The sequence below is a fragment of the Erwinia typographi genome (assembly GCF_000773975.1).
Classification (GTDB): domain Bacteria; phylum Pseudomonadota; class Gammaproteobacteria; order Enterobacterales; family Enterobacteriaceae; genus Erwinia; species Erwinia typographi.
This window is the reverse complement of sequence record NZ_JRUQ01000028.1, coordinates 25481-50757: the sequence shown is the minus strand read 5'-3', so window position 1 is coordinate 50757 and position 25277 is coordinate 25481. Positions and strand designations below refer to the sequence as shown.

At 58.4% G+C, this 25277-nt stretch carries 25 protein-coding genes; 13 read left to right on the top strand and 12 right to left on the bottom strand.

Going from position 1 to position 25277, the window contains the following annotated elements:
• Positions 1-86 precede the first annotated feature (86 nt).
• Positions 87-1778 carry a chloride channel protein gene (locus NG99_RS09170; RefSeq protein WP_034891265.1) on the top strand — a complete coding sequence of 564 codons (1692 nt, stop codon included), beginning with the start codon at positions 87-89 and terminating at the stop codon, positions 1776-1778.
• 34 nt (positions 1779-1812) lie between these two features.
• On the opposite strand, the gene NG99_RS09165 is transcribed toward NG99_RS09170, so the two are convergent.
• From NG99_RS09165 to NG99_RS09125, 9 genes are all read right to left on the bottom strand, one after another.
• Positions 1813-2760, bottom strand: a complete 948-nt coding sequence (locus NG99_RS09165; protein WP_034891262.1) for an ABC transporter substrate-binding protein — start codon at positions 2758-2760, stop codon at positions 1813-1815.
• 40 nt (positions 2761-2800) lie between these two features.
• Positions 2801-3850, bottom strand: a complete 1050-nt coding sequence (locus tag NG99_RS09160; protein WP_052130633.1) for an ABC transporter permease — start codon at positions 3848-3850, stop codon at positions 2801-2803.
• Complete coding sequence (locus NG99_RS09155; protein WP_034891259.1) at positions 3847-4617, bottom strand: ATP-binding cassette domain-containing protein; 771 nt, start codon at positions 4615-4617, stop codon at positions 3847-3849. Before NG99_RS09155 ends, NG99_RS09160 begins: the two co-directional genes overlap by 4 nt.
• A 7-nt stretch (positions 4618-4624) precedes the next feature.
• Positions 4625-4921 (bottom strand): hypothetical protein, encoded by a 297-nt coding sequence (locus tag NG99_RS09150; protein ID WP_034891256.1) that lies wholly within the window; start codon positions 4919-4921, stop codon positions 4625-4627.
• Positions 4922-4930: 9 nt separating this feature from the next.
• A complete protein-coding gene (locus NG99_RS09145) occupies positions 4931-5665 on the bottom strand; it encodes a hypothetical protein (RefSeq protein ID WP_034891253.1) in 735 nt (244 codons plus the stop codon).
• Positions 5662-6513, bottom strand: a complete 852-nt coding sequence (locus NG99_RS09140) for a BtpA/SgcQ family protein (protein WP_034891250.1) — start codon at positions 6511-6513, stop codon at positions 5662-5664. The genes NG99_RS09145 and NG99_RS09140 overlap by 4 nt, the downstream gene beginning before the upstream one ends.
• A 35-nt stretch (positions 6514-6548) precedes the next feature.
• Entirely contained in the window at positions 6549-7448 is a 900-nt protein-coding gene (locus tag NG99_RS09135; RefSeq protein WP_034891247.1) for a carbohydrate kinase family protein, read from the bottom strand.
• Entirely contained in the window at positions 7448-8248 is an 801-nt protein-coding gene (locus tag NG99_RS09130) for a GntR family transcriptional regulator (RefSeq protein ID WP_084110476.1), read from the bottom strand. Before NG99_RS09130 ends, NG99_RS09135 begins: the two co-directional genes overlap by 1 nt.
• Before the next feature lie 228 nt (positions 8249-8476).
• Positions 8477-9856 carry an aminotransferase-like domain-containing protein gene (locus NG99_RS09125; RefSeq protein WP_034891243.1) on the bottom strand — a complete coding sequence of 460 codons (1380 nt, stop codon included), beginning with the start codon at positions 9854-9856 and terminating at the stop codon, positions 8477-8479.
• Between the two features lie 122 nt (positions 9857-9978).
• On the opposite strand from NG99_RS09125, the gene NG99_RS09120 reads away from it, so the two are divergent.
• Positions 9979-10842 (top strand): DMT family transporter, encoded by an 864-nt coding sequence (locus NG99_RS09120; protein ID WP_034891240.1) that lies wholly within the window; start codon positions 9979-9981, stop codon positions 10840-10842.
• A gap of 1 nt (position 10843) precedes the next feature.
• Here NG99_RS09120 and NG99_RS09115 read toward each other — a convergent pair whose 3' ends face one another.
• Positions 10844-11341 (bottom strand): M48 metallopeptidase family protein, encoded by a 498-nt coding sequence (locus NG99_RS09115; RefSeq protein ID WP_034891238.1) that lies wholly within the window; start codon positions 11339-11341, stop codon positions 10844-10846.
• Between the two features lie 215 nt (positions 11342-11556).
• Between NG99_RS09115 and NG99_RS09110 the strand changes: the two genes are divergently transcribed.
• The 10 genes from NG99_RS09110 to NG99_RS09065 all read left to right on the top strand — a co-directional run bounded on the left by NG99_RS09110 (position 11557) and on the right by NG99_RS09065 (position 21345).
• The gene (locus tag NG99_RS09110; protein ID WP_034891235.1) at positions 11557-12444 is read left to right on the top strand and encodes a LysR family transcriptional regulator; all 888 of its coding nucleotides are present in this window, start codon (positions 11557-11559) and stop codon (positions 12442-12444) included.
• Between the two features lie 263 nt (positions 12445-12707).
• A complete protein-coding gene (locus NG99_RS09105; protein WP_052130631.1) occupies positions 12708-13532 on the top strand; it encodes an alpha/beta fold hydrolase in 825 nt (274 codons plus the stop codon).
• Positions 13529-14650: an LLM class flavin-dependent oxidoreductase gene (locus tag NG99_RS09100; protein WP_034891232.1), complete on the top strand. Its 1122-nt coding sequence runs from the start codon at positions 13529-13531 to the stop codon at positions 14648-14650. The genes NG99_RS09105 and NG99_RS09100 overlap by 4 nt, the downstream gene beginning before the upstream one ends.
• An 83-nt stretch (positions 14651-14733) precedes the next feature.
• Entirely contained in the window at positions 14734-15699 is a 966-nt protein-coding gene (locus tag NG99_RS09095) for a BMP family protein (protein ID WP_034891228.1), read from the top strand.
• Between the two features lie 4 nt (positions 15700-15703).
• Positions 15704-17212, top strand: a complete 1509-nt coding sequence (locus NG99_RS09090) for an ABC transporter ATP-binding protein (protein ID WP_034891225.1) — start codon at positions 15704-15706, stop codon at positions 17210-17212.
• Positions 17205-18302: an ABC transporter permease gene (locus NG99_RS09085; protein ID WP_034891222.1), complete on the top strand. Its 1098-nt coding sequence runs from the start codon at positions 17205-17207 to the stop codon at positions 18300-18302. The genes NG99_RS09090 and NG99_RS09085 overlap by 8 nt, the downstream gene beginning before the upstream one ends.
• Positions 18284-19225, top strand: coding sequence for an ABC transporter permease (locus NG99_RS09080; protein ID WP_034891219.1), 942 nt, complete (start codon positions 18284-18286; stop codon positions 19223-19225). Before NG99_RS09085 ends, NG99_RS09080 begins: the two co-directional genes overlap by 19 nt.
• A 43-nt stretch (positions 19226-19268) precedes the next feature.
• Positions 19269-19670 carry a RidA family protein gene (locus tag NG99_RS09075; RefSeq protein ID WP_034891216.1) on the top strand — a complete coding sequence of 134 codons (402 nt, stop codon included), beginning with the start codon at positions 19269-19271 and terminating at the stop codon, positions 19668-19670.
• A gap of 67 nt (positions 19671-19737) precedes the next feature.
• A complete protein-coding gene (locus NG99_RS09070) occupies positions 19738-20745 on the top strand; it encodes an aldo/keto reductase (RefSeq protein ID WP_034891213.1) in 1008 nt (335 codons plus the stop codon).
• A 51-nt stretch (positions 20746-20796) separates the two neighbouring features.
• Positions 20797-21345, top strand: a complete 549-nt coding sequence (locus tag NG99_RS09065) for a flavin reductase family protein (RefSeq protein WP_052130630.1) — start codon at positions 20797-20799, stop codon at positions 21343-21345.
• An 80-nt stretch (positions 21346-21425) separates the two neighbouring features.
• Here the strand turns inward: NG99_RS09065 and NG99_RS09060 are convergent, their stop codons facing one another.
• Both NG99_RS09060 and NG99_RS09055 read right to left on the bottom strand, forming a co-directional pair.
• Entirely contained in the window at positions 21426-21812 is a 387-nt protein-coding gene (locus NG99_RS09060) for a RidA family protein (protein WP_034891210.1), read from the bottom strand.
• Positions 21813-21957: 145 nt separating this feature from the next.
• Positions 21958-22557: a TetR/AcrR family transcriptional regulator gene (locus NG99_RS09055; RefSeq protein ID WP_157032597.1), complete on the bottom strand. Its 600-nt coding sequence runs from the start codon at positions 22555-22557 to the stop codon at positions 21958-21960.
• Between the two features lie 267 nt (positions 22558-22824).
• On the opposite strand from NG99_RS09055, the gene NG99_RS09050 reads away from it, so the two are divergent.
• Positions 22825-25215, top strand: coding sequence for a glucose/quinate/shikimate family membrane-bound PQQ-dependent dehydrogenase (locus tag NG99_RS09050; protein WP_198138754.1), 2391 nt, complete (start codon positions 22825-22827; stop codon positions 25213-25215).
• The last annotated feature ends 62 nt before the right edge of the window (positions 25216-25277 follow it).

Sequence of the window (25277 nt, the reverse complement as noted above, 5' to 3'; positions counted from 1 at the left end):
GTTATAAGGCATCATGGCGTTTGATTTTTAAGGTATCCTCTTTCACGATAAGCGAAAATACCGGCAGCGAGGAGTAGGTGAAGACCATGACCACGGGCAGTAAACACGCACTGAACTGGACCAGCATCCTGGTCGCGATCCCGGTTGGCCTGGTGGCTACGCTGGTTACGCTGGGATTTCGTCTGGTGATTGAGTTGATTAACGCGACTGTTTTTGGCACTCAGCAGGATGTCACCCAGGCCATCAGCGTCTATCCGTGGTATCTCTGGCCGCTGGTGGTGGGCGCTGGCGGCGTCATTGCCGGTCTTTTCTTACGTTATGCCACCGCTATCGAACAAAAAGAGACGGTACGCACCGACTATCTGGAAGTGATTAACGCCCGGCTGGATGCGGTGCCCACTAAAACTTCGCTGTTTCGCGCGCTCTCATCCATCGCCAGCATCGCCAGCGGCGCGTCGATCGGGAAAGAGGGGCCGATGGTGCAGCTTTCGGCCCTTAGCGGCAGCCTGATGGGGCGGTTTTGCTTCGCCAGATTGTCGCTGAGAAACAGCGATGTGGTGGCGATGGCGGCGGCGGCGGGCCTCTCATCGGTTTATCATGCGCCGCTGGCGTCGGCGATTTTCGTCGCCGAGATCGCTTTCGGCATCTCGGCCCTACAGCGCCTGATCCCGCTGATTGTCTCCTCCGGCGTGGCGGTGCTCACCATGTGGTCGCTGGGCTACAAATCGGCTATATATCCTTTCGCTCACGCGCAGTTTGACCTGACGCCGGGCAACATGCTGCTGACGGTAGGGGTTGGCCTGCTGGCGGGCCTGGTGGGATGGGCGATGATCTGGCTGATTCATCAGAGCCGGCGGCGTTTTGGTCAGATCAAAAGCCTGCCGTTCCGTCTGGGGCTGGGCGGGGCGATCGTAGGGATCATGGCTATCGCCACGACCAACATTCTCGGCAACGGCTATGAAGTGATTGTGGCGATCATGGCGGGCAGTTTTATGCTGAAAGGCTTGCTTATCCTGCTGGCGCTGAAGATGATCGCGACCGCTATCTCGGTGGGATCAAACGCGGTGGGCGGCCTGTTCACGCCTTCGCTGCTGATTGGCGCGGTGCTGGGCGTGGCGGTTGCCTCGCTGGCAAGCCTGGCGGGCTGGCCGGTCAGCAACACGCTGGTTTTTGCCGCCGTGGGCATGGGCGCGGTGCTGGCCTCGGTCAGCCAGGCCCCGCTGATGGCGATGCTGATGGTGCTGGAAATGACCCTTAACAGCAGTCTGCTGTTTCCGACGATGATCGCCAGCGTGCTGGCCTCGATGACCGTTTACCGGCTGCAATCCAGCAGCACCTATCCCGTTATCAAAAACCATTTCAGCCGTTCCGACGCCAAGTTCGATTTTGATAACGGCATTATCTCGCAGTTTATCGTCTCCGGCGCGGCGCTGAGGCCGGAAGATACGGTGGGTAAGGCGCTGGCGGTGAGTTCCTTAAAGCGCGAGCGCTTCGTTTACGTGATCAATGAAACCGGGCAGTTTATGGGCGCCGTCTCAATGCATGATATTTCCCGCAAAGTGCTGGATAAAGAGATAACCCTCGACTCGCCGGTCAGCTGCGTGATGGATGATACCTTTCCCTATGTTTTTGAAAATCAAACCATTACCGAAGGGTGGGACGCTTTCGCCAGGGTTACGCTGGAGCGCCTGCCGGTGCTGAATAATCCACGGGAGAGGAAATACCTCGGCGCGCTGACCAAAACCAGCCTGATCCAGAAAGCGAAGGATTTCCTCTGAGCGCAGGGTTCCGGCGGCGGGAACCCTGCAACGCTTACATGCAGTCGGCCTTGTACTCGTATTTATCCGCTTTGGCATGTTCATGCGAGTCAATGCTGACCAGTTCGGTCAGGGTCTGCTTCGGCACCGTCTCTCCGGCCAGCAGTTTGCTGGCGATCTCAATCACCGCTTCGCCCTCCTGCTTCGGGTTCTGGGCAATCAGCACGTTGATGGCGCCATTTTTCAGCGCGCTCACCTCGGCCGTGGCGGCGTCATAGGCCACCATCTTCACCTTTTTCGTCGCCCCTGCCTGTCGCAGCCCGGTAACGGCGCCAATCGCTCCCTGATCGTTGGTGGAGAAAATACCGGCCAGTTTGGGATGGGCGGAAAGCGTGGAGGTGACGATTTCTGCGGCTTTCTGCGGATCGTCGCTCTGATACTGCGGACCGATATAGGTAATGCCCGGATAGCGTTTGATTTGCTCAGCAAACCCCTTCTCACGGGCGTCCTGAGCGGCTGAGCCTGGCGGTTGGGTAATGACCAGCACCTCACCTTTTCCTCCAAGCAATTTGTTCATCGCTTCAGCGGCCATTTTTCCTCCCTGCTCATTGTCGGAGACGATCTCCGTTTGCAGGAAAGAGGCGTCGTTCAGCGTTTGATCAACGGTGAGCACCTTAGTGCCTCGCCCCGCCAGCTGTTTCATCGGGGCGATCAGCGCTTGCGTATCGGTAGGGACAATAGCGGCAATGGCGGGCTGCGTGGCCGTGACGGCGTTAACCACTGGGATCTGGCTGTCAGCGGCAAACTGGTCCGGCGCGGAGACGGTCAGGGCGATTCCCTTCTGTTTGGCTTTCTCCTGCGCGCCGCACTGCAGGGCCTGATAGAACGGGCTGCCTTTGACGCCCAGAACCAGCGCCACGTTTTTATTTTCTGCGGCTATCGCCGACTGCGCCAGCATCAGCGTCAGGGCGGTGCAAACGGATAATCCAACAACCTTACGCATACGTTTTCCCCTGTAATTCCAATGAAAAGTGAAATGGCTGTTAACTGCGTTCTCTTGCCCGGCGTTTGAGTTGATCGATCCATACCGCCAGAATCAGCACTGCGCCCATCGCCACGGTTTGCCAGAAGGGAGGTATCCCCAGAATGACAAAGCCGTTGAGCAGGATAATCGGAATAAATACGCCAATAACCGTTCCGGCCACGCTGCCAATACCGCCAAACAAGCTGGTTCCGCCCAGTACCACGGCGGAGATAGTGGCGAGATTATCCATCGCATGACCCGAAATGGTGGTGGTGGAGAAGCGGGCGTTGGACATCACGGCGGCCACTCCCGCCAGCGCGCCGGAAATCATATAGATGGCGATCAGCCTGATGCGGACGTTGATCCCCGCGCGACGCAGGGCTTCAAGGTTGGAACCCAGCGCGAAGGTGTGCAGGCCGAAGCGGGTTAAATGCAGCACAAACGCGGCCACGGCCACCACGATAATCGCCACGATGACCAGCAACGGCACGCCAGCCAGATCGCCGCTGCCCAGCACCTCGACCAGCCGCTCTGGCATGGCCCGAACGTCCACGCCGCCAGAAAATATCTGCGCCAGGCCGAGCGCCATGCCAAAGGTGCCCAGCGTGACAATCAGCGCGGGGATCCGCGCCACGGCAACCAGCACGCCGTTGACCAGTCCCCACAGGGCTCCGGCAAAGACCGCGACCAGCGAGCCGATAGCGATGATTCCCCAGCCTGCGTCCGTCGTGCCAAACGTGGTCCCTGACGCACCGGTCAACGCCAGCATCACCTGCGCCGAAACCACCGAGGAAAAGACCAGTACGGCGCCAACAGACAGATCGATACCCGCCGCAACGATCACCCACGTCTGACCCACCGACAGCACCAGCAGGATCGCCGCATTGATCGCCAGTTGCGAGAGGTTATAGGCCGAGCCAAACTGTTCCGGCCGCAGGAAGCTGAAGGTGGCAATCAGCGCCAGCAGCAGTAAGAAAATCCATCCGCCGCCGATCAGCCTGGCGAACAGCTCTTTTTTCCCCTGGGCTTTTTCCGCCGGGGCGAGCGAGCCTGAAATGATTTTATTCATGCTTCCTCCGTGGCGCTGGCTCTGGTGCCGCTGGTCATCAGGGACACGAGGTCATCCACCCGCAGCCCTTTGGTTGACATCTGCGCCACGCTGCGCCCAAGGCGAAGTACCTCGACGCGGTCGGCAATGTCGAGCACCTGCGGCATGTTATGGCTGATTAACACCACGGCGAGGCCGCTCTCCCTGACCTGGCGAATAAGGTGCAAAACCCGTTCAGTCTGCACCACGCCAAGCGCGGCGGTAGGTTCATCCATAAAAATCACCCGGCCTGCCCACATCGCCGCACGGGCAATGGCGACAGACTGCCTCTGCCCGCCGGAGAGGGAGGAAACCGGCACGGAAAGCGAGCGCAGATTGACCCCCAGGCGGGCAAACTGTTCGACGGCTCTGTGCCGCATCGAGGCGCGGTTCAGCATCCCCAGCTTGCCCGCCAGCCCGCCGCGCAGCTCTTCATGGCCAAGAAACAGGTTATCAACCGGCGTCAGCTCGGGCGCCAGCGCCAGATCCTGATAAACGGTAGAAATACCGTGACGCTGGGCGCTGCCGGGGGAGTCAAAGGTCACCGCTTCTCCGTCCAGCAGCAGGCTTCCGCTGTCAGGGCGATCGGCCCCGGAGAGGATTTTGGTCAGGGTTGATTTGCCTGCGCCGTTATCGCCGATCAGCGCGCAAATCTCACCGGGCAGGACGCGGAAATTGACCTCTTCCAGCGCCCTGACGCCGCCAAAATGCCGACTGATGCCTTTTGCTTCAAGAACCGGTGTGCTCATCAGTCTGCTACTCCAGCGCCATGCCTACGTTATTGGAGAAGGCGAACCACTCGTTATAAGCGGCCGTCGTCAGGCTGGCCCAATAGGCAAAGGCCGCTTCCGGGGTGGCGAACTGCCAGACTTCCACCGTTTCGAAATCGTGCTGGCCGCGAACGTGGTACTTGCCAACGCGCGTCGCGCCTTGCTGTATCGCCTGTTGCGCCAGCGTTGCCCAACCCTGCCGTTTTTCCTGCTGCTGTTCTGCGCTCAGGCGATACCAGTGCGGGCGAGGGCGGGCATAGTGAATCCAGAGACTTTCCGACATAGATGTTCCTTAGCAGATGACAGGCAATAGCAGTTCAGCCAGCGGACGCAGGCGTCCGATGACGTGACGCGAGGTGGTAAACATAAAATCAGCGGCATTTTCGTGGCCGGTGATAGCGCGGTCGGCCACTTCCGGCGCGGCGATTTCCCAGATCCCCAGGTGGTGCCAGCCGTGCGCCCAGTCGAGGCGATGCCGCCCGGCAATATTGACGTTAAGCGCCAGATCGCCTTTGAACGCCACATCGCACTCTACGTCGTACTCCTGACGCTGCGCGGGCGTGGCCTCACACCAGGCATCGTTCCATTCCCAGAACGCCATAAAGCCCCACTGGCGATCGATGTCCGGGCCGCTGCCGTTAACCGTGGCGAATTCACGCGGGCCAATTAGCCATTCGGTGGTGAACAGGCGCGCCCAGCCTGCCTGCTCGATACGGAGGGTGCCGGCCATCGCCGCGCTGAGCGTCGGCGCCTCAAAAGCGCCGCTGAGATCCCAGGGGTGCGCAAAGCCGCTATCTAACGCCATCGCCTGGCTCTGCTGCTCCGGGTTGAACATCGCCCGGAATGACAGCAGCCAGCCCTCCTGCTCCAGTTGCTCAAACAGCGCCATCAGCTTCAGGTAGTCCTGCCGCTGATAAATGGCCGGTTCACCGGCGCATTGGCGCTTTGCCATAAAGGCCACCACGCAGCGTGAAGAAGTGAGGGGCTGCGAGCTGAAAACTTCGGTCTCACCGGTCAGTAACGTCATTGCGCCTCCCGCACTTTGAAAACCGCCGCCATCAGCTCCGCTACGCGGCGCGGATCTACCGGCTTCCACCATTGCCCATCCTCTTTCAGCCACTGGCCGATAATTGCGCCGTCGGCGGAGGCAAACAGCGAGGGAACCTGCGACGGAGAGAGTCCTGAGCCGACAATCACCGGCAGATTGGTGCCGCTGCGCACGTCGTTAACTTCGCTGTCGCTGGTGGGGTTGCCGGTGCGCGTACCGGTGGCGATCAGCACGTCGGCATCAAACCACTCGGCATCGGTGGCCTGTTCGGGAATGCTGCGGTCGGCGGTAATGGCGTGAGCGCCAAACTTGACGTGAACATCGGCGAAAATGGCGACATCTCGCGCATCTATCATCGAGCGGTAGCGCATCGCCTCTGGGGCTGGGCCGTTGATAAAGCCTTCATTGGCTACGTAGGCATTGGCCCACTGATTGACGCGCACCCAGCGAGCGCCTACGGCCTTGGCTATCGCCAGCGCGGGAATCGCGCCATTGGCTACGCAGGTAATGCCGATCGGCGTGTCTACCGCATTGCGCACCGCCAGGCAGGCGGCGGTAAGGGCCGCTACCGTCTCCGGGCCGATATTTTCCGGGCGGGCAAAGGGCAGATCGCTGGCATTTTCCACGATAATGCCATCCACGCCGCCGCGCGAAAGGGTCAGGGCGTCGGCTATCGCCGCGTCATACACCTCTTTCATCGGCTGTCCGCTGTAGCGCGGCGCGCCCGGCAGAGGCTGGAGATGGATCACGCCAATCACCGGTTTCTTCACCTGGAATAGCCTCTCAAGGGCATTACTTTTCTGCGGCAGTACTTGGGGTCCGGCCATATCACTCTCTCTGTCGGTCTGTTCAGTTAGAAGGCTCAGCGCAGGCTGGCCTGTTGGAAGTCTGTCAGCTGCTGTCGGGTGGGATAGGAAGGCTGTGCGCCCGCTCGCCCGCAGCTGTAGGTGGCGGCAAAAACGGCTTCCTGTAGCGAGAACGCCGCTGAGTTTCCGGCCAGCAGGCAGGCGATAAACCAGCCCGCCAGGCAGTCTCCGGCACCGGTGGTGTCAACCAGTTTCGGCGTTAGCGGATAGCGCGCTTCGGCGTAGTCAGTGCTGGTGGCGTAGCTGGCTCCTTTTGCCCCCAGCGTGGAAACCACCGCTTTGACGCCAGCCTTTAATAATTTCTGGACCGGATTTTCACCCAGCTGGGCCAGCGCCCGCTGATTGCAGAACACCACCTCCGCCCCCTCGAGCAGCGGATAAAGCGGGGCTATCCCCTCAGGAAAGGTGGCAGGCTCCAGATCCAGCGACCATTTACATCCCGCCCGGCGGGCCTGTTCAATCAGGTGCCCGGCGCCTTCGCCGTAAATCGCGGTATGCACCCACTCGATCCCCGCCAAAGAGAGGGATTGCACCCACTCAAGCGAAGGGTAGAGCGAAACGCCAGGCTCCAGCAGCAGCCGCTTCTCGCCGTGAGGTTCAATCAGGACAATGGCGCGGCAGGTACGGCCGGGCATCTTGCGGCTGACGATTTCGATCCCGGCCTGCTGCAAAGACGCCAGCAGCGAATCGGCAAACAGGTCGTCGCCAGTTTCAATCGCCAGCACCGGGTTGCCCCCAGCCAGACGGCAGGCCAGCGCGGCATTGCTGATCACGCCCCCGGCCGATTCATTATCAATGCGGACGTGCAGCTTCTCGTCGGGTTGCGGGATATAGCCGAGTTGCAGCGTGGTGTCCAGGCTGATGTCGCCGACGAAGAGCGCTTTACCGCCCGCCATTATGTGCGCACCAGATCGATGGCGAAGGCATAGCGATCGGCGCGGTAATGCACCACCGCATACTCAACCGGCTGATTTTCTTCGTCGTGGCTCAGGCGGCGGGCCACCAGACAGGCCGAGCCTTTTGCCACCTTCAGACGGCGGGCCAGCTCTGAGCCGATCAGAGCAGCGCCGATAGTCTCCTGCGCGCCGGTGATGCGGCAGTCGCAATGCTGCTCCAGCCAGACATACAGCGATTCACGATCCAGTCTGTCGCTGCCGGGAGGCGTATGCAGATCGAACAGGCCTGGCTTGAGCCAGCTGTAGGAGAGGGCCATCGGCTGATCGTCGGCATTGAGCAGACGAGAGATGGCGTAAGCCTTTTCGTTTTCGGCCAGCCCCAGCGCGGCGGCGGCCTCTGCGGGAGGCGTCACCATGCGGGCGCTGAGCGTCTTATAGCTGGCGGTAAACCCGCGACGGCGCATATCTTCGCCAAAGCTGGACATCTGGCTCAGCGGCTGAATAACCTGCGGCGGCAGCACCACCGATCCCTTGCCCGCACGGCGGCTAATCAGCCCTTCCTGCTCGAGCTTATCGAGGGCCGTTCGAGCCGTGGTGCGGCTGACGCCAAATACCTGATTCAGCGCGGCCTCTGAGGGCAGAATGTCGCCCTGCTTAAAGCCGCCAAATTCGATTTCCCGGCGCAACCGTTCGGCAATCTGCCACCAGAGCGGTTGAGAACCTGTCACCAGTGCCTGTTGATCCCACTGCATGTCACCCATCCTGTCGCGGCTGAAGTTCACCCGATAATCAAATGACATGACAGGCGTGTCAATACGCGGCGATAACGGAAAATATGCGAAAAATCAGTAACTTTTGATGATTTAATTGATGTGACAATTGCCGGTTTGTCGCCAGTTAACAAGCAATTAGCAGCGGACAATTAGCTGGGGAAACGTCATGACAATTCGTACAAAAAAGAAGCATAGGGAATTTGTATGACGGAGGAGGCAGGTGTACGGCAGGCAGAGAGACTGCCGCTATTTTCTTCATCGCAAGGCTTTAGCCAGCACCTCAAAGATCCGCTTATCCGTACACTGTGAAACATTAAACCGCATAAAATCGCCGGCGGCCTGTCGCTGGCTGAAGGTGTTACCAGGGGCAAGAACGACGCCCTCCTGTAAACAGCGGCGTGAAACGGTGGTCGCATCGGCGCCTGCTGGCAACTGGCACCAGAGAAACATTCCGGCCTGCGGCATCAGCCAGGGCACAATCCCCAGCGGTTGCAGTCTCTCTACCGTTTGAGCCATTGCCTGCGCAAGCCGCTGGCGGACAGATTCCCTATGCCGCCGGTAGCCGCTGTCGGTCAGGGTTAGCAGCAGCAGTTCGGACGCCAGCCTGCCGCCGCCAAAGCTGGTGGCGATTTTTAAATCCGTCAGGCTCTCAACCCAGTCGGCTCTGGCGGCAATGAAACCGCAGCGGATCGAGGCGGAAACCGTTTTGGAAAAGCTGCCAATCAGAATGACCCGCGACAGCCCGTCGAAAGCGGCCAGCCTTGGCGCTGGCGAGACCTCAAAGTCAGCAAAAATATCGTCCTCAACTATCGTCAGATTGGCTGTCTCCGCCATTCTCAGCAGCCGGTGCGCCGTGACCGGGGAAAGCGTCGCGCCTGTAGGGTTATGGATACCAGAATTGGTCAGGTATAAACGCGGCGCATGTTGTAACAGCGCCAGCTCAAACGCCTGAAGATCCGGTCCATTCGCCGTATAGGGGATGCCGACAACGTTGACCCGGTGCGCCTTAAGCAGGGCATGAAAATTGAAGTAGCAGGGATCGTCCACCAGCACGGTATCGCCCGGCTCCAGCAGGAAGCGACAAATCAGATCGACCGCCTGAGTGCCGGATTCGGTCAGCAGGACGCGGCTGGTATCGGCCTCCACGCCCGCCAGCCTCATCCGGCGAGCCAGGAGCTGGCGCAGGCCAGCGTGGCCCGGCGGCGTGGCGTAATCGGTCAAACCCGTCGTACTGCCGCGGGCCAGCGCCCACATTGCCCGCCTTATGCCCTGCTCAAACATCCACGACGGCGGTAGCCACCCGCACCCCGGTTTCAAGATGCTCTCATCGGTTTCCAGGGACTGTCGTGACATCCACAAGGGATCGATATCACGATCCAGCCTTGGGCCGATCTGTGCAAGATCGAGCGGGGCGACCGGCCCACTCACAAAAAAACCGGCGCCGGGTCTGGAAAGGATCGCATTCTCCGCCACCAGCCGCTCATAGCCCTCAACAACCGTCGAAACGGAGACCCCGAGCGCGCGCGCCTGCGCCCGAACGGACGGCAGTCGCGAGCCGGGAAGATAGCTCCTGGCCGCTATCTTTGTGCGAACTTCGTTCATCACCAGGGCGATACGGGTGGGGTTTTGCGTCATCGGCTGTTCCTGACTGTATGGCGCGTTAAGCCAGTACAGTTTCGTTAAATTGTACTTGATTGTGTCTGTTCCTGCGCGTCGTTTCAATGCTCCAATAGCGTTATGTTCCTGGGAGAAGCGCAATGAATGTGAAAACGAACGGGTGGGTAAACGGTTTTATTGGCATGACCATTTTTGCGGGCTCGCTGCCAGCGACGAGAGCGGCGGTGGTGGATCTCGCTCCGGTTTTTCTGACCTGCGCCCGCGCCACCATTGCTGCGCTGCTGGGGCTGGTTCTGCTGGTCCTCTTCCGTGCGCGCCGCCCGATCATGCAGGATCTCCTTTCCCTGATTATTACCGCAATGGGCGTGGTGGTGGGCTTTCCCCTGCTGACTTCGCTGGCTTTACAACATGTCTCTTCGGCTCACTCGATCGTTTTTCTTGGCTTGCTCCCGGTTTGTACCGCCACCTTCGCGGTGCTGCGGGGGGGAGAACGACCGCGCCCGGCCTTCTGGTTTTTCTCACTGTTGGGGAGTGTGGTGGTGGCTGGCTATGCGTTGAGTCGCGGCGCAAAAGGCTCGCTGAACGGCGATGTTTGTATGTTGGCGGCGGTAGTTGTTTGCGGTCTGGGGTATGCCGAAGGCGCAAGACTCTCCCGCCGTTTGGGAGGCTGGCAGGTGATCTGCTGGGCGCTGCTGATTTCACTGCCGGTGATGCTGCCCGTTTCGATACTGACGCTACCGGCCTCCTTCGCGAAGGTCAATTTTCCCGCGTGGCTGGGGTTCGGCTACGTTTCCCTCTTCAGTATGCTGATCGGTTTTATCTTCTGGTATCGCGGGCTGGCGCAGGGAGGGATTGCCGCGGTGGGACAACTCCAGCTTTTTCAACCGTTTATTGGGCTTGGGCTGGCCTCGCTGCTGCTGCACGAGACCGTTAGCTGGTCAATGCTGTTCGTCACCGTGGCGGCGATCGTTTGCGTGGCTGGGGCAAAGAGGTTTGCCGTATAAATCACGACTGCTTTATCTCGCGCCAGTTCAGCCAGACGCGCATATCAAATTCCAGCTGATGATAGTCCGGCTCCATATGGCAGCAGAGCTGGTAGAAAGCTTTGTTGTGATCTTTCTCTTTCAGGTGCGCTAATTCATGAACCACGATCATCCGCAGAAAGTCTTCAGGCCCTTCGCGGAACAGGGTCGCAATCCTGATCTCATTATTGGCTTTCAGCTTGCCGCCCTGCACGCGGGAAACAAAAGTGTTGGTCCCCAACGTGCCTTTGATGGGGTTTTGCTTATTGTCGAACATCACCTTTGATAAGGCCGGGGCGTTCTTCAGGTAGCGCTGCTTCAGTTCCCCCACGAACTGGTAAAGCGACTTATCACTCTGGATGGCGTGCGGGTCCGGATATTTCTTTTCCAGCCACAGGCCAAGCTTACCCTGATCGAACAGCGACTGAACCTGAGTAATAATTGTTGCGGGATAACCGTTTAAATAGCGTAGCTGAGTCATGGTGTCGTTGTGATTGTGCAAAGCAGAAGAAATAAAGGGATCTTACAGGCAAGACCTGACTACGGGATCATAGCGATCCGCCGGGGCTAAATCCACCCCTGGAGCTCCAGAGAGGGATCGCGTAAGCCAAATGGCAACACCGACCCGGCGCTGCTGGTATCAAAATTGCATTGACAGGTCTGGGAAGACGTCGACCGCAAGCGCCAGGGCAAGCAATGAATTTAAATACTTATAAATATTTCAATGAGGTAGCCGAAACCGGCTCGATCCGCCGTGCCGCAGATCGTTTGCACGTTGCGCCTTCAGCGATCAGTCGGCAGATCTCATTATTAGAGCACAGCCTGGGCGTGATGCTGTTAGAACGCAGCAATACCGGCATCCGTCTGACCCCGGCAGGAATGATGCTGGAGCGCTTCACCCGCAAAATGTGCCGCGATTTGGATCGCATCCATGAATCCATTCAGAACTTAAAAGGGCTGCGGGAAGGCGAGGTCAAAATCTGGGTAATTGAGGCAGTGGTGCAGGCCATTCTGCCGCGCATCATGACTGAATTTAATGAAAATTATCCGGCAATTCAGTTTTCAATCAACAGCGAATCTTCGGATCGCACCATTGAAGCCATCAGCCGTGATGAAATTGATATCGGCATTGTTTTTAACATGGGCGATCGCCCGGGCATCGAAGTGGTTAAGCGCTGTCCTGCACCAATTCAGTGCCTGGTTTCGCCAAAGCACCCTCTGGCACAGCATCGCTCCCTGACGCTGGAAGATATCTGCTCTTACCCCGTCGCGCTGCCGGTCACCAGCTTCGGGCTAAGGCAGACCTTCGATAAAATCACCCGTGGCCTGCATTTGCATCCGCACTCCATCGTGAACACCAATAATCTTGAGTTAACCAAGGCGATGGCGCTTGCTGGCCGCACGCTCACCATTGGACCCGAACAGATAGCGAAGAAAGAGATCGAACAGAATCTGCTGCGCGCTATTCCGATTGACCATGAAGCGATGCAGTCAGCCACGATTGAAATTTGCGTCCATCGCGATCGCTCTCTTTCTTTTGCCGCCCATCAGTTTCTTAAACATGTCTGCCGGGCGTTTAATTAATCTCCTCTGCCCGGCTATTTATCTCTTTTAGCAGGACGGGATGACTGCTGAGCTTAATAAGTTTTTCTTATTCTCTGGGTAATAATCGTTTTAATTAAACGGTTTATTTTACACGGGTTTTCCTGCGCGGCGGCGTTCTAATACCGGCAACGCGGCGTGCTGCATACGGTATTACTGACCGACGCAACCACCATGTTATTTATTAGTCATCGCTTACTTCAGAACCTGACGGGATCAGGCAAGACTTCAATGAGGATTGAGAGATGCCGAGCATCATGACTAACGGAATAAGCACCCATTACGCCATTCAGGGAACGGGACCGGTCATTATCTTTGTTTCCGGGCTGGGGGGAACGGCTGCGTACTGGCAGCCGCAGGTTGAGGCCTTTGCTAAAGACTTCACCGTGGTGACCTATGACCAGCGCGGTGCTGGCGCTTCCGATCATCCGGCAGGGCCCTACAGCATCGAGACGTTAGTCGATGATTTGCAGGCGCTGATTGAGTCCCTGCATCTGGAACGGCCGGTACTCATTGGCCACTCTACCGGCGGAGCCATTGGGCAGATCCTCGCCGCCCGCCATCCCGATCTGCTGGCTGGTCTGGTGCTGTATGCCAGCTGGGGGAAATCGGACCCGCATTTTAACTGGTGCTTCCGTATGCGCCGCGCCTTACTGGTGGGCAGCACGCTGGAGGAGTATGTGCATGGCAGCGCGCTGTTCCTCTACCCGCCGGAGCATGTGAGAGCCAACGCGGAATTGCTGTCGCCAGCGCTGCTGGCCTCGGTCAGCAAGTTCCCCGAGCGCGAAGTCGTGCTCAGCCGTATCGACGCGATTATGGCGCACGATGCCAGCGCTTACTTGCCGTTAATCAAAACGCCGACCCTGGTGACCTGCGCGCAGGATGACATTCTGACGCCGCCGTATCAGTCGCGGCTACTTGCCGGAGAGATCCCCGGAGCCGAGCTGACCATCGTACCGCAGGGCGGGCATAGCTACTCCGAGACTGAAACCAGCATGTTTAACCAAATTGCGCGCGACTTTCTGGCGGGTGTCCACTGGTCAGCGCCTTCATTAAGGAGTCCTTCATGAGCAGTAATGACCCTCGCAACGTTGAGTTTGGCGTGTTTCTTCCGGTAGGCAACGGCGGCTGGATCACGTCGACCACCAGTCCTCAGCTACCGGCGACTTACGATTACAACAAAGAAGTGACCCTGCTGGCCGAACAGCTTGGCTTTGATTTTGCGCTGGCGATGGCGAAATGGCGCGGCTATGGCGGGCCTTCACGCCACTGGGACATTACGCTGGAAAGCCTGACCACCATGGCCGGTCTGGCTGAGGCCACCAGCCGGATCGGCGTGTGGGGCACGGTTCACACTATGGTGTTCCACCCGGCGGTAGTCGCCAAAATGACGGCGGTGCTCGATCAAATTTCGCAAGGGCGATTTGCGCTGAATATCGTGTCGGGATCGAACCCGACCGATCAGGGGCAGATGGGCCTGTGGATGGATCTGGATCATGCCGAGCGCTATGAGCTGGCGGCGGAATGGCTGACCGTGCTGAAACGCCTCTGGACCGAAGATCGCGTGGATCATCAGGGCAAGCACTATCAGCTCACTGACTGCATGTCTAACCCGAAACCGGTCACTCCGCCGCCGATTATTTGTGCCGGCGCGTCAGACCGTGGCTTCCTCTTCACGATGGAGCATTGCACCGCCAGCTTCATGCTGGGGTCAGATCACGACGATTTCATCAAAACCGGCCTGCGCGCCAAAGAGCTCGCCGCCCGGCAAGGAAAGCCTGACTTCAAAACCTACGGGCTGTTCACCATTGTGCCGGGAGCTACCGATGCTGAGGCGCGTGAGCGCGTGGCGCTGTATGACGCTGGCGTCGATACCGTCGCGCTGGACAACCAGACCCGCGAATATTCCGGCGATAAGAGCTTTAAGCAGAACACCATGGCGCAGCGCTTTGTCTCGCAGGGCGAACAGCGTAATTCGATGACGCGCGCCGCACTGGTGGGATCGCCAGAGACCATTGGCAACACGCTGGCGTCAATTATTAAAGGCGCGCGGCTTGATGGGGTAACGGTGATTGTGCCGGACTTTATCGACGACCTGCGCACGGTAGGAACCGAAGTGCTGGAAGTGCTTGAACAGCAGGGGGTGAACACCAACGCCCGCGCTTATCAAAAATCAGTGAAAAGTTGACCTGTCGTACCGTTCAGGCTGAGTGCTCCTTAGCCTCATTATGAATCATCTTCCCCGCGAAGCGGGTTGCCAGGAGTTGCGCTATGAATATGAAAATGATGTTGGCTGCTGCCGTCTCGGCTGCGATCGGTTTTGCCTCAGTGGCGCACGCAGAGGAGAGTAAACCCCGCGTTGCGGCGCTGTTTACTCAAACTGTCACTCAGGGCTCCTGGGATATGGCGGGCTATGGCGCCTTCAAGGCGATGGCGACCAAAGAGGGCTTTACGCCCAGCTACCTTGAGCATACCACCTATGAATCCGCGCCTTCCGTGCTGCGCCAGCTGGCTTCTGACGGCGTGAAGCTGATTATCGCCCACTCCTCAGGCTATTCAGCCGCGATCAAGGAAGTGGCTCCTTCCTTCCCTGATACCCAGTTTGTGCTCTACTCCTATGAAGGCTCAACGGCCAACCTGCCGAACTACTCGGCCTGGTCGGTTGACTGGGACGAGTACGGCTTTGTGCTTGGCGTACTGGCCGCAACGGCAAGTAAAACGGGCCATATTGCGGTGATCAGCGGCGAGCCAATCCCTTCCGCCGAGCGCACCGTGCAGTTCATCAAAAAAGGTGCCGCTTACGCTAATCCTAAAATAGTGGTGGATTCTGCCTATGTCGGCTCCTTCACCGACGTTGCGCGCGCCAAAGAAATCGCTACCGGGGCCATCGCTCGCGGAGCGGATTTTGTTATTCCTGCAGCCGATACCGCTGATGCCGGGATTCAGCAGGCCGCCGATGAAGAAGGCGTGCTGACCATCGGCTCTTACACCGACCAGTCAGCATCCTTCCCGAATTCGGTGATGACCTCAACGGTGATGAACTTCGATAAGTCCTACGCCGATATCGGCAAACACTTCGCCGACCACCAGCTTGGCAACCGGATTATTACGGAGAATCTTTCTACCAACGGCTGGACGCTCAAAACGCCCTTTGCTCACGTCGGCAAGGATGTGCAGGACAAAGTGTTCAAGGTTGTCGATGAGCTGAAGGCTGGCAAGATCAAGATTGAGGATTAACAGCATGTCCAGCCCCGTTATCGAACTCGATCACGTCTCGAAGCGCTATCCCAACGGCTTTGTCGCGCTTGAAAAAGTGAGCCTCTCCTTTTTCCCGGGCGAGATCCACGCGCTGCTGGGCGAGAACGGTGCGGGAAAATCGACATTGATGAATATTCTCTACGGCGTACATGAACCGACCGAGGGTGGGGTGCTGATGAATGGCCGTCAGGTCATTCACCGGCGGCCTGCCGATGCTATCGCCAACGGCATCGGCATGGTCCACCAGCATTTTAAGCTGGTAGCCCCTTTTACGGTGGCTGAGAACCTGGCGCTGGTGGCGCGAGGAGAGCGCAAAAAGCTTTTCCGCCGCCATGCCGATATTCGCGCCTTTATGCAGGCCTACGGCGTTGAGCTTGATCCCGCAGCCGTTGTCGGGCAGCTGCCGCTGGCTTTACAGCAGCGCGTGGAGATCCTGAAAGCGCTGGTAAACGACACCCGCGTGCTGCTGCTGGATGAGCCTTCCACCATCCTCACACCAAAGGAAATCAGCGAGTTGTACGACACGGCTCGCCGTATTTGCGCAAACGGCACGGCGGTGGCGGTAGTCACCCACAATGTCGATGAAGTGCTTTCTCATGCCGATCGCTACACCATTCTGCGACGGGGTAAAACCAACGGCAGCGGGCTGACGGCTGGCTGCACCTCAGCGGAACTGGTGGAAAAGATCGTCGGACGGGCGGTTGCCAGCGGAACCCGGATTGGATCGCTGCGCCGCGCGGGTAGCGAAAGAATACGTGTAGAGGCGGTGAGTCTGCGGCCAGCGAGTGGTTCTGCGGGGCTGCATAACATCACGCTGACGCTGCGCGAGCGGGAAGTGATCGGCGTCGCGGGCGTTGAGGGCAACGGGCAAACGGAGTTGTTCGAACTGCTGGCGGGGCAGCGTAAGGCGGACAGCGGCGCCATTACCCGCAGCGGAGACGACGTGACCGTTGCGCTGGTGCCTCAGGACCGCCATCACGAAGGGCTGTCGCTGGATCTGCCCGTCTCGCAAAATTTGCTCTATCCGAAGATTATGCAGGGCCAGTACCGCCGTCTGGGGCTGCTTGACCACGCGGCCATTGCCATGCGAGCCAGAGAGATGATTGAGCGCTCAGATATTCGCACCCATTCGCACGCCAGTCCCGCCCGCTCTCTGTCCGGCGGCAATCAGCAAAAGATTGTGGTGGCGCGCGCGATGGCGGAGCTGGCGTCTGTAGTGGTGGTTTACCAGCCGACGCGCGGGCTGGATGTCGCGGCGGCGGAAGCGGTGTTGACGCGGCTGGCCGAGGCGGCTGACGCCGGGACCTCGGTAATGATTATCTCCTCAAACATCGAGGAGCTGATTCGCATGTCGGATCGCATTGTGGTGATGAACGGCGGCCGGATTACCGGTGAAGTCGCCGGAGAAGAAATGTCCATTGAGAGAATCGGCACCCTGATGACCGTGGGCCGGGATAAGCAGCCGTCAGCGGCAGGAGAACAACATGTCTGAATCGGTAAAACTCCTGGCTGAAACCAGCGGGTCGCTGCGCCGGGCGCTAAGCAAGCTCGGCGCCTCGCGTTCATTATGGGTCACGCTCAGCGCCTTCGTCGGGTCGCTGATTCTGGGGCTGGCGCTGATTGCCGCGATGGGCGTTCCTCTGCAATCCGCTATCACCATTGCCTTTGACGGCGCATTTGGCAATATTCGCGCGCTATCCGACACCCTGGTGTTTATGACGCCCCGCCTGCTGGTGGCGCTGGGCGCGCTGGTCGCTATCCGTGGCGGCATGTTTAACCTCGGAGGGGAAGGGCAGCTACAGATGGGCGCGACAGGGGCGATGCTGCCTTTTCTGGCCTTTGGCGATATTGGCCCGGCACTGCTTCCTCTGGCGATCCTCAGCGGCGCGCTTTGTGGCGCAATCTGGGGGCTGATCCCTGCCGTGCTGAAAGTCTGGCGCGGTATTGATGAAATCATCGTTACGCTGATGATGAACTTTATCGCTATCTACTTCCTGAAGTATCTGGTGCAGGGGCCGATGCGTCCCGTCGGCTCCAACTTCAATATGTCTGCCCAGCTTCCGCCTGGCGGGGTGTTTCAGCCGGTGATTGAAGGAACTCGCCTGCACGCTGGCGTGTTTCTCGCCCTGATTCTGGCGCTGGCCGTCTGGATACTGCTGAAGCACAGCGCCTTCGGCCTGAAGCTGAGAGCCAGTGGCCAGAGCCCGCGTTTTGTGCAGTTTCAGGGGCAGTCGGCGACCAGAACCGTGCTCGCCAGCATGGCGATTTCCGGCGGCATCAGCGGTCTGGCGGGCACGTTTGAAGTGCTCGGCGTGCAGTATCGGCTGATCGACGGTTTCTCTTCGGGATTGGGCTTTGAAGGGCTGGCGGTTTCATTCCTTGCGGGGCTGGAGCCATTTGGCGCGGCGATCGTCTCGCTCTATTTTGGCGCGATCAACAGCGCGGCGCTGGCTCTGCAAAGTACGTTTTCAATTCCGGCGGCCTTAGCCGATGTGCTGGGTGGGCTGCCGATCCTGCTGCTGGCGGTGATGAGCGGCGTGATGCTGGTTAAAGGGAGGCCGGTATGGAATTCAACGCTGTAACGCTGGCGCTGTTTCTGGCGGGGGGCCTGCGTCTTTGCGTGCCGGTGCTGCTGGCCGCGCTGGGCGAAAGCGTTTCCGAACGCGCTGGGGTGTTCACCATTGGGCTTGAAGGATTGATGCTGTTTGGCGCTTCGGCCTCTGCGCTTGGGCTGGCGCTGACCGGCTCGCCGGTGTTGGCGCTGGGGGCAGGTATGCTGGGCGGGCTGCTGGCCGCCGCCGTGCTGGCTGCGGGTACGGTGCTGGCGCGTGCCAATCAGATTGTGATGGGCATTGGCTTTAACTTATTCGCCGTAGGGGCCACTTCCCTGATTCGCCAGCTCTGGCTGAGTGGCGCGCCCGCTGCGGGATCGATGCGTTCCGTCACCATGCTGAAGCTGCCGGGACTGTCAGAACTCCCGGTGGTTGGCCGGGCCATTTTTTCACAAAGCCCGGTGTTCTATCTGGCCGTGCTGGTGACTCTTGGACTGTGGTTCACCTTCCGTTTTACCCGTTCTGGATTGCTGCTGCGCGCCGTGGGCGAAAATGCGCTGGCGGCCGATGCGGCGGGCCACAACGTGCTGGGGTTACGTTTCAGCGCAACCCTGTTCACCGGTCTGATGGCGGGACTGGGCGGGGCCTATCTGTGTATCGTCGCCTCCGGCGGAACCTTCGTGGATAACATGACCGCTGGACGAGGCTATCTGGCTATCGCCATCGCCATTTTTGCCCGCTGGAAGCCGCTGCGGGTGCTAATGGTCGCCATCGTGCTCGGCCTGCTCGAAGCCTTGCAGTTTCAGGGGCAGTATCTGGGCATCAATATCGCGCCTTCGCTGCTGATGGCGATGCCCTTCGCAGTCGCGCTTGTCGCCTGGATCATGATGGGACGGGCGGGCGCTGCGCCGGGAGATTTAGGTCGTCCTTTCCTGCGGGGATCGGGACGGTAGTTATTGTTAAACGCTGGGCCGAGGCCCAAACCAGGAGAAGCATATGAATCAGGCAATTAATCCGCAAGGATGGATCATCGGCAAAACGGCCACTGGCCTTAATCACCTTAACTGGGGAGTGAAAGCGGGCAACCACGTCTCTGTCGCCGGTATGCTCTCAACCGATCCTGTTGATGGTAGCATTGTCGGCGTGGGTGATATTGAAGTACAAACTCGTCGGGTGCTCGACAGCATCAAGGTGGTGCTGGAATCAGCTGGCAGCAGCATGGATCATGTGGTGATGAATCAGATCTTCCTGCGCAATCTGGAGGACTACCATAAATTTAATGAGATCTACGTCAGCTACTTCCCGGCGATCCTGCCCGCTCGCTTCTGCGTGAAGCTGGAGATGGTGCGGCCGGAGTTTCTCGTTGAGATTGCGGCAACGGCGATCATTCCATCCTGACCGAACCGGCTGGCCGGGGAGCAGGCGCGCAGTCTGCTCCACCGCCGCTAAACAGAGGACGCTTGACATGCAATACCGCTATTTGGGACGCAGTGGGCTGAAGGTTTCAGAAATTTGCCTGGGAACGATGATGTTTGGTGGCGTCACTGACGAAACCACCTCGCAGCGTATTATCGCCGCCGCGCGTGACGGCGGGGTCAATTTTATCGATACCGCCGACATGTATAACAAAGGCGAATCGGAGCGCGTGGTCGGGCGGGCGATTGCTCAGTCCCGCAACAGCTGGGTGCTGGCGACGAAAGTCGGCAATCCGATGGGTGAAGGCCCGAACCAGCGCGGCATGTCCCGCAAATGGATACGCGAGGCGGTTCACGGGTCGCTGACGCGCCTGGCAACTGACTACATTGATATTCTCTATATGCACAAGGCGGATTTCAGCGCGCCGCTGGAGGAGATGGTGCTTGCCTTCGCCGACTTGATCCGTGAAGGAAAAATCGGCTATTTTGCCGTGTCGAATTTTAAAGCGTGGCGCCTGGCCGAAACGGTGCGGCTGGCTCGTGAAGCGGGCATCGCCGGGCCGGTTGCGACACAACCGTTATATAATCTTGCCAACCGTGAGGCGGAAGTCGAGATCCTGCCTTCAGCGGCCTACTTTGGCGCGGGAACGGTCTGCTACAGCCCGCTGGCGCGTGGTATCCTCACCGGCAAGTATCGTCAGGGCGCGACGCCGGACAGCAACAGCCGGGCAGGGCGCGCCGATCCGCGGATGATGGAAGCCGAATGGCGTCCAGAATCGCTGAAGGTGGCGAGCGATCTGGCGGAGTACGCGGAACGCACGGGTCGTAAGCCGGCGCATCTTGCGCAGATGTGGGTGATGCGCAACCGCCTGGTCACCAGCACTCTTGCCGGCCCGCGCACCTTTGAACAGTGGCAGGACGCGATGGCCGCGATGGACTGTCCGTGGACCGCAGAAGATGAGGCGTTTTGCGATCAGCTGGTTTCGCCCGGTAAAGGCTCCAGCCTCGGCCCGGTCGATCCGCATCATCCTGTCGAAGGCCGCGTGACCCGCTGGTAAAACGCAGAACATTTACAGGCCAGCAATGGCAAAAACGAGACAGGTTTGTCGATGACAGAGTCTATAAAAACGATTGCAATACAACCTTCCACTGTCGCTGATGAAGCGGCGATCGTTGCCGATGCTTATCGTGGAGGAATGCGTTTTCTCCCGGCGGGCGTCTGCCTAATCACTACCAGCCACGGTGGCGAGCAGGGCGGTATGATTGCTACGGCCGTCACTTCGGTCAGTGCAGAACCGCCGACATTGCTGGTCTGCGTCAACCGCAGCGCCTCAATGTTTGGCCTGATTCAGCAAGCGGGAAGCTTCTGCGTCAACGTGCTGGCAAAAGAGGCTGTCTCACTGGTGGAAATTTTCAGCAGCTCGGCGCGTCGGGCTGAGCGCTTTCAGACCGGCAACTGGATGACCTCTGCCGCAGGCCTGCCGGTATGCGCAGAGGCGCTGGTCTCTTTCGAATGCCGTCTGGCAAAGATTGTAGACTGGCATTCGCACGGTATTTTCCTCGGCGAAGTGACCAGCGTGAGCCATCCTCGCGCGGATGCCGCTCCGCTGCTGTATATGGATCGTCGCTTTCATCATCTCAGCGACCTGCCAGCCTGATCCGCAAGCTGTCGGAATGCCTGGGCATCCGACAGCGCGCTCGCCTGCCTGACGAATCTGATTGTCGGTAATCTGCCGCCCTACAGCGGCATCATCACCACCACGTCAATTTCCAGCATCAGCTCTGGCTCAGCCAGGGCGGAAATCTGCAATAGCGTGCTGGCGGGCAGCTCCAGGCCAGCAAAGAAGCGCTGGCGCACGGGATGAATTTCAGCGACCAGCGACAGGTCGGTGACATACGTTGTGGTTCTCACAATCTGGTCGCGGCTCGCACCTAATCCCTCCAGCAGCCTGTCGATATTCGCATAAACCTGCTCAACCTGTTTTTTCATATCGCCACGGCCAACCACCTTGCCTTCTTCATCCCACGCCACCTGGCCGGTAGGGAATACCGGGGTGCCGGGTCTGATCTTGATATGGTTGTAGTAGCTTCTGGCTTTAAGACCTTGCGGATTGATCACACTCATCGCGTTCCTCAATAGTGGCGTGTTGGCTTCAGGATCATTAATTTATCACCCTGAACCGGCGCGCCGTAGACGCATTTCGGCTACGCCACGTTGCTGAAAGAGCAACGCGCGGCAATAAAACATACTCTTAAGTAGCTGGTGTCGGTTATTTGCTCAGCCTGCAAGAAGGGGACCAGGTTAATCCACCCACCAGGAAACGCCCTCGTTCCTCACTGATTTGATCGAGTTCTGCCGCCGTAGGGTGCAGATGCAGCGTCTGGATCAGAACGCCGAGGTAGCAGCTTGCCAGCACTTCCACCGGGATATCCTGGCTGAAGAAGCCGCGCTCCTGCTCGATTTTCATATTGCGGCTAATCCATTTCAGCAGCTTCTTGCGGGTTTCGGCATCCTGAGGCGGCTGAAAAAGACAAATCATGGTCAGCTCTCTGTTTTTCAGAAAGAAATCCAGGTAACGCCTGAAGCTGAAGGTGATGTTTTCCAGCACATTTTCTTTCGGCAAAGAGGCGTCAATCAGCATCGAGACAACCAGTTCTTCCAGCTCCTCGTTAAACCGATCGATAAGCTGAGCGTAGATCTCCTCTTTACTCTGGAAGTAGCTGTAGAAACTGGGTTGAGTCACGCCAGCCGCCTTAACAATGTCGCTAATACGCGTGCCGTGAAAGCTGTGTCTGGCAAACAGCGTAGCTGAAACAGCCAGCAGCCTGACTCGCGTCCTTTCTCCTTTAGTCATTGCCTGCTGTCTCACTCTGTTCACCTCTCCCCGGAATGTATCGCAATGATCACCATACCATCCAGGCTGCGTCGGAAAAAGTTCGGCAAAATTGGCGCGTCTGTTATCGACCGATCGAGATCACATTATGTGCAAAACATGCCATTTAGTTACTCGTTAGTAAGTTTTTTGTAGATCCCTGCTTATCGCACATGTAAAGATAAATGGCGGTTTGTAAATTAATGTCTGCTGATGCAGTTCTGAACGTTAGCTTTTTACCTAAAAAATTAACAGGAACAAAAAGTGGTTGAAAATACATCCAGTCAACGAAAAAACGTGGGGCTGTTCACGCGAATAACGGCCGCCATCACGCTGCTTGCTGGTATCGCGCTGACCGTTGGCGGCATCTGGCTCGGCTCGCTGGGGGGCGCTTATTACTATGCGATAACCGGCGTGCTGCTGCTGGCTACCGGGTTTTATCTGTGGAAAGGTAAGGCCGCTGCGTACTACCTTTACGGTCTGATTCTGCTCTACACCACGATTTGGGCTCTCTGGGAGGTCGGTTTCGACTTCTTCCTGCTGGCGCCCCGATTTGATGTCGTGGTGATCCTCGGCGTGCTGATGCTGCTGCCGGTAAATCTGCGTGCGGTCACGCTGCCGACAAAAACCATCAGAAATGTCTTTGCGGGACTGCTGATTCTGCCGGTGCTGTGCCTTGCCGTTTCACTGCTGTTCACCCATGACGACATCGCTGGCTCCCTGCCGGAAACGGCCGGTGATGTTGCGCCTCAGGCCGATACGGAAAATGTGCCTGACTCGGACTGGCACGCCTATGGCCGTACCTCCTATGGCGAGCACTCATCGCCGCTCCGCCAGATCACCAAAGATAACGTCAGTCAGCTCAAGGTAGCCTGGACCTTCCGCACTAACGACATTATTGGTAAAGACGATCCGCTGGAATCCACCTTTGAAGTGACCCCGTTAAAGGTCGGCAACAAGGTATTCCTTTGCAGCCCACATCAATGGGTGTTTGCTCTCGACGCGACGACCGGCAAGCAGATCTGGAAATTCGATCCTGGAGTGAAAGATGACCCGACCTGGCAGCATCTTACCTGTCGGGGCGTGTCGTATCATGCCATGCCGGATAACGCCAAAACCTTTGACGGCTCGCCAGCGCCAGCCGAGTGTAAACAACGCATTATCCTGCCTACCAACGATGGCCGGATGTTTGCGCTGGATGCTGAGACCGGTAAACCCTGCGAGTCATTTGGTGATAAAGGCCAGATCGACCTGAAAGATGGCATGACGGTGAAAACCAAAGGCTTCTGGGAAGGGACGTCACCGCCCGTGGTCACTAAGCAGATGATCATCATGGCCGGTGCGGTCACCGATAACTACTCAACCGCTGAGCCTTCAGGCGTGATCCGCGGGTTTGATGTCTACACTGGCAAACTGATCTGGGCATGGGACCCTGGCGCGGCTGATGAAAATGCGCTGCCGTCGGCCAGTCATCATTATACGCCGAACTCGCCCAACTCCTGGACGCTGCTTTCTGCAGATGAGAAGCTGGGCCTGGTGTACGTGCCGGTTGGTATGTCTACGCCAGATATCTGGGGTGGTAACCGCACGCCGCTGGGTGAGCGCTATACCAGTTCGCTGGTGGCGCTGGATATTGCAACCGGAAAAAGAGTCTGGTCTTATCAAACGGTTCATCACGATCTGTGGGATATGGATCTGCCTTCTCAGCCGAGCCTGGTGGATCTGAAGACTAAAGACGGTATCGTTCCGGCTATTTATGCACCGGCTAAAACGGGCAACATTTTTGTTCTCGACCGGCGCACGGGTAAGCTGATTGTTCCCGCACCGGAAACCCCCGTGCCGCAGGGCGCTGCTGAGGGCGACCATACTGCTCCAACGCAGCCCTATTCGCAGCTCACCTTCCAGCCCAAGCAGAAGCTGACGGATAAGGATATGTGGGGGGCGACGATGTTCGACCAGATGGTCTGCCGCATTATGTTTAAAAAATTCCGCTACGACGGTCCATTTACGCCGCCGAATACCCAGGGAACCCTGGTTTTCCCTGGCGACGTTGGGATGTTTGAATGGGGCGGCATTGCTGTCGATCCACAGCGGCAAATCGCCATTGCTAACCCGATGGCCTTCCCGTTTGTTTCGAAGCTGATCGAGCGCGGCCCGGATAACCCGGCGGCACCGAATGCGGCCCATCCACCGGGCAGCGAAATCGGCGTGCAGCCGATGTATGGCACTCCTTATGGCGTTGATTTGCATCCGTTCCTGTCGCCAGTAGGCTTACCTTGCCCGGCGCCGCCGTGGGGCTATATTGCCGGTATCGATCTGCGTACTCATCAAATTATGTGGAAGCATAAGGTGGGAACTACCCGCGACGCTACGCCGCTACCGCTGCCTTTCAAGGTGGGCATGCCGATGCTTGGCGGCACGATGGTTACTTCTGGCGGCGTCACCTTCCTGACGGCGACGATGGATAATTACATCAGGGCGTTTGACGTAACTACCGGGAAAGAGCTGTGGAGCGACAGGCTACCGGCTGGTGGTCAGTCAACCCCAATGACCTACTCTGAAGGCGGCAAGCAGTATGTTGTGACCGCTGCCGGAGGGCACGGCAGTTTTGGCACTAAGCTGGGCGACTATGTTATCGCCTATTCATTACCCTGATTGTTTTCGGCCTTCCTGTTCAGGAAGGCCGGTTTTCACGGCATCGCTCTCTGCTTTTCCTG

Excerpts from the sequence above, each read along its gene's own strand:
- NG99_RS09170 (WP_034891265.1), top strand. The coding sequence starts at position 87 with ATGACCACGGGCAGTAAACACGCACTGAACTGGACCAGCATCCTGGTC.
- NG99_RS09165 (WP_034891262.1), bottom strand. The coding sequence starts at position 2,760 with ATGCGTAAGGTTGTTGGATTATCCGTTTGCACCGCCCTGACGCTGATG.
- NG99_RS09160 (WP_052130633.1), bottom strand. The coding sequence starts at position 3,850 with ATGAATAAAATCATTTCAGGCTCGCTCGCCCCGGCGGAAAAAGCCCAG.
- NG99_RS09155 (WP_034891259.1), bottom strand. The coding sequence starts at position 4,617 with ATGAGCACACCGGTTCTTGAAGCAAAAGGCATCAGTCGGCATTTTGGC.
- NG99_RS09150 (WP_034891256.1), bottom strand. The coding sequence starts at position 4,921 with ATGTCGGAAAGTCTCTGGATTCACTATGCCCGCCCTCGCCCGCACTGG.
- NG99_RS09145 (WP_034891253.1), bottom strand. The coding sequence starts at position 5,665 with ATGACGTTACTGACCGGTGAGACCGAAGTTTTCAGCTCGCAGCCCCTC.
- NG99_RS09140 (WP_034891250.1), bottom strand. The coding sequence starts at position 6,513 with ATGGCCGGACCCCAAGTACTGCCGCAGAAAAGTAATGCCCTTGAGAGG.
- NG99_RS09135 (WP_034891247.1), bottom strand. The coding sequence starts at position 7,448 with ATGGCGGGCGGTAAAGCGCTCTTCGTCGGCGACATCAGCCTGGACACC.
- NG99_RS09130 (WP_084110476.1), bottom strand. The coding sequence starts at position 8,248 with ATGTCATTTGATTATCGGGTGAACTTCAGCCGCGACAGGATGGGTGAC.
- NG99_RS09125 (WP_034891243.1), bottom strand. The coding sequence starts at position 9,856 with ATGACGCAAAACCCCACCCGTATCGCCCTGGTGATGAACGAAGTTCGC.
- NG99_RS09120 (WP_034891240.1), top strand. The coding sequence starts at position 9,979 with ATGAATGTGAAAACGAACGGGTGGGTAAACGGTTTTATTGGCATGACC.
- NG99_RS09115 (WP_034891238.1), bottom strand. The coding sequence starts at position 11,341 with ATGACTCAGCTACGCTATTTAAACGGTTATCCCGCAACAATTATTACT.
- NG99_RS09110 (WP_034891235.1), top strand. The coding sequence starts at position 11,557 with ATGAATTTAAATACTTATAAATATTTCAATGAGGTAGCCGAAACCGGC.
- NG99_RS09105 (WP_052130631.1), top strand. The coding sequence starts at position 12,708 with ATGCCGAGCATCATGACTAACGGAATAAGCACCCATTACGCCATTCAG.
- NG99_RS09100 (WP_034891232.1), top strand. The coding sequence starts at position 13,529 with ATGAGCAGTAATGACCCTCGCAACGTTGAGTTTGGCGTGTTTCTTCCG.
- NG99_RS09095 (WP_034891228.1), top strand. The coding sequence starts at position 14,734 with ATGAATATGAAAATGATGTTGGCTGCTGCCGTCTCGGCTGCGATCGGT.
- NG99_RS09090 (WP_034891225.1), top strand. The coding sequence starts at position 15,704 with ATGTCCAGCCCCGTTATCGAACTCGATCACGTCTCGAAGCGCTATCCC.
- NG99_RS09085 (WP_034891222.1), top strand. The coding sequence starts at position 17,205 with ATGTCTGAATCGGTAAAACTCCTGGCTGAAACCAGCGGGTCGCTGCGC.
- NG99_RS09080 (WP_034891219.1), top strand. The coding sequence starts at position 18,284 with ATGGAATTCAACGCTGTAACGCTGGCGCTGTTTCTGGCGGGGGGCCTG.
- NG99_RS09075 (WP_034891216.1), top strand. The coding sequence starts at position 19,269 with ATGAATCAGGCAATTAATCCGCAAGGATGGATCATCGGCAAAACGGCC.
- NG99_RS09070 (WP_034891213.1), top strand. The coding sequence starts at position 19,738 with ATGCAATACCGCTATTTGGGACGCAGTGGGCTGAAGGTTTCAGAAATT.
- NG99_RS09065 (WP_052130630.1), top strand. The coding sequence starts at position 20,797 with ATGACAGAGTCTATAAAAACGATTGCAATACAACCTTCCACTGTCGCT.
- NG99_RS09060 (WP_034891210.1), bottom strand. The coding sequence starts at position 21,812 with ATGAGTGTGATCAATCCGCAAGGTCTTAAAGCCAGAAGCTACTACAAC.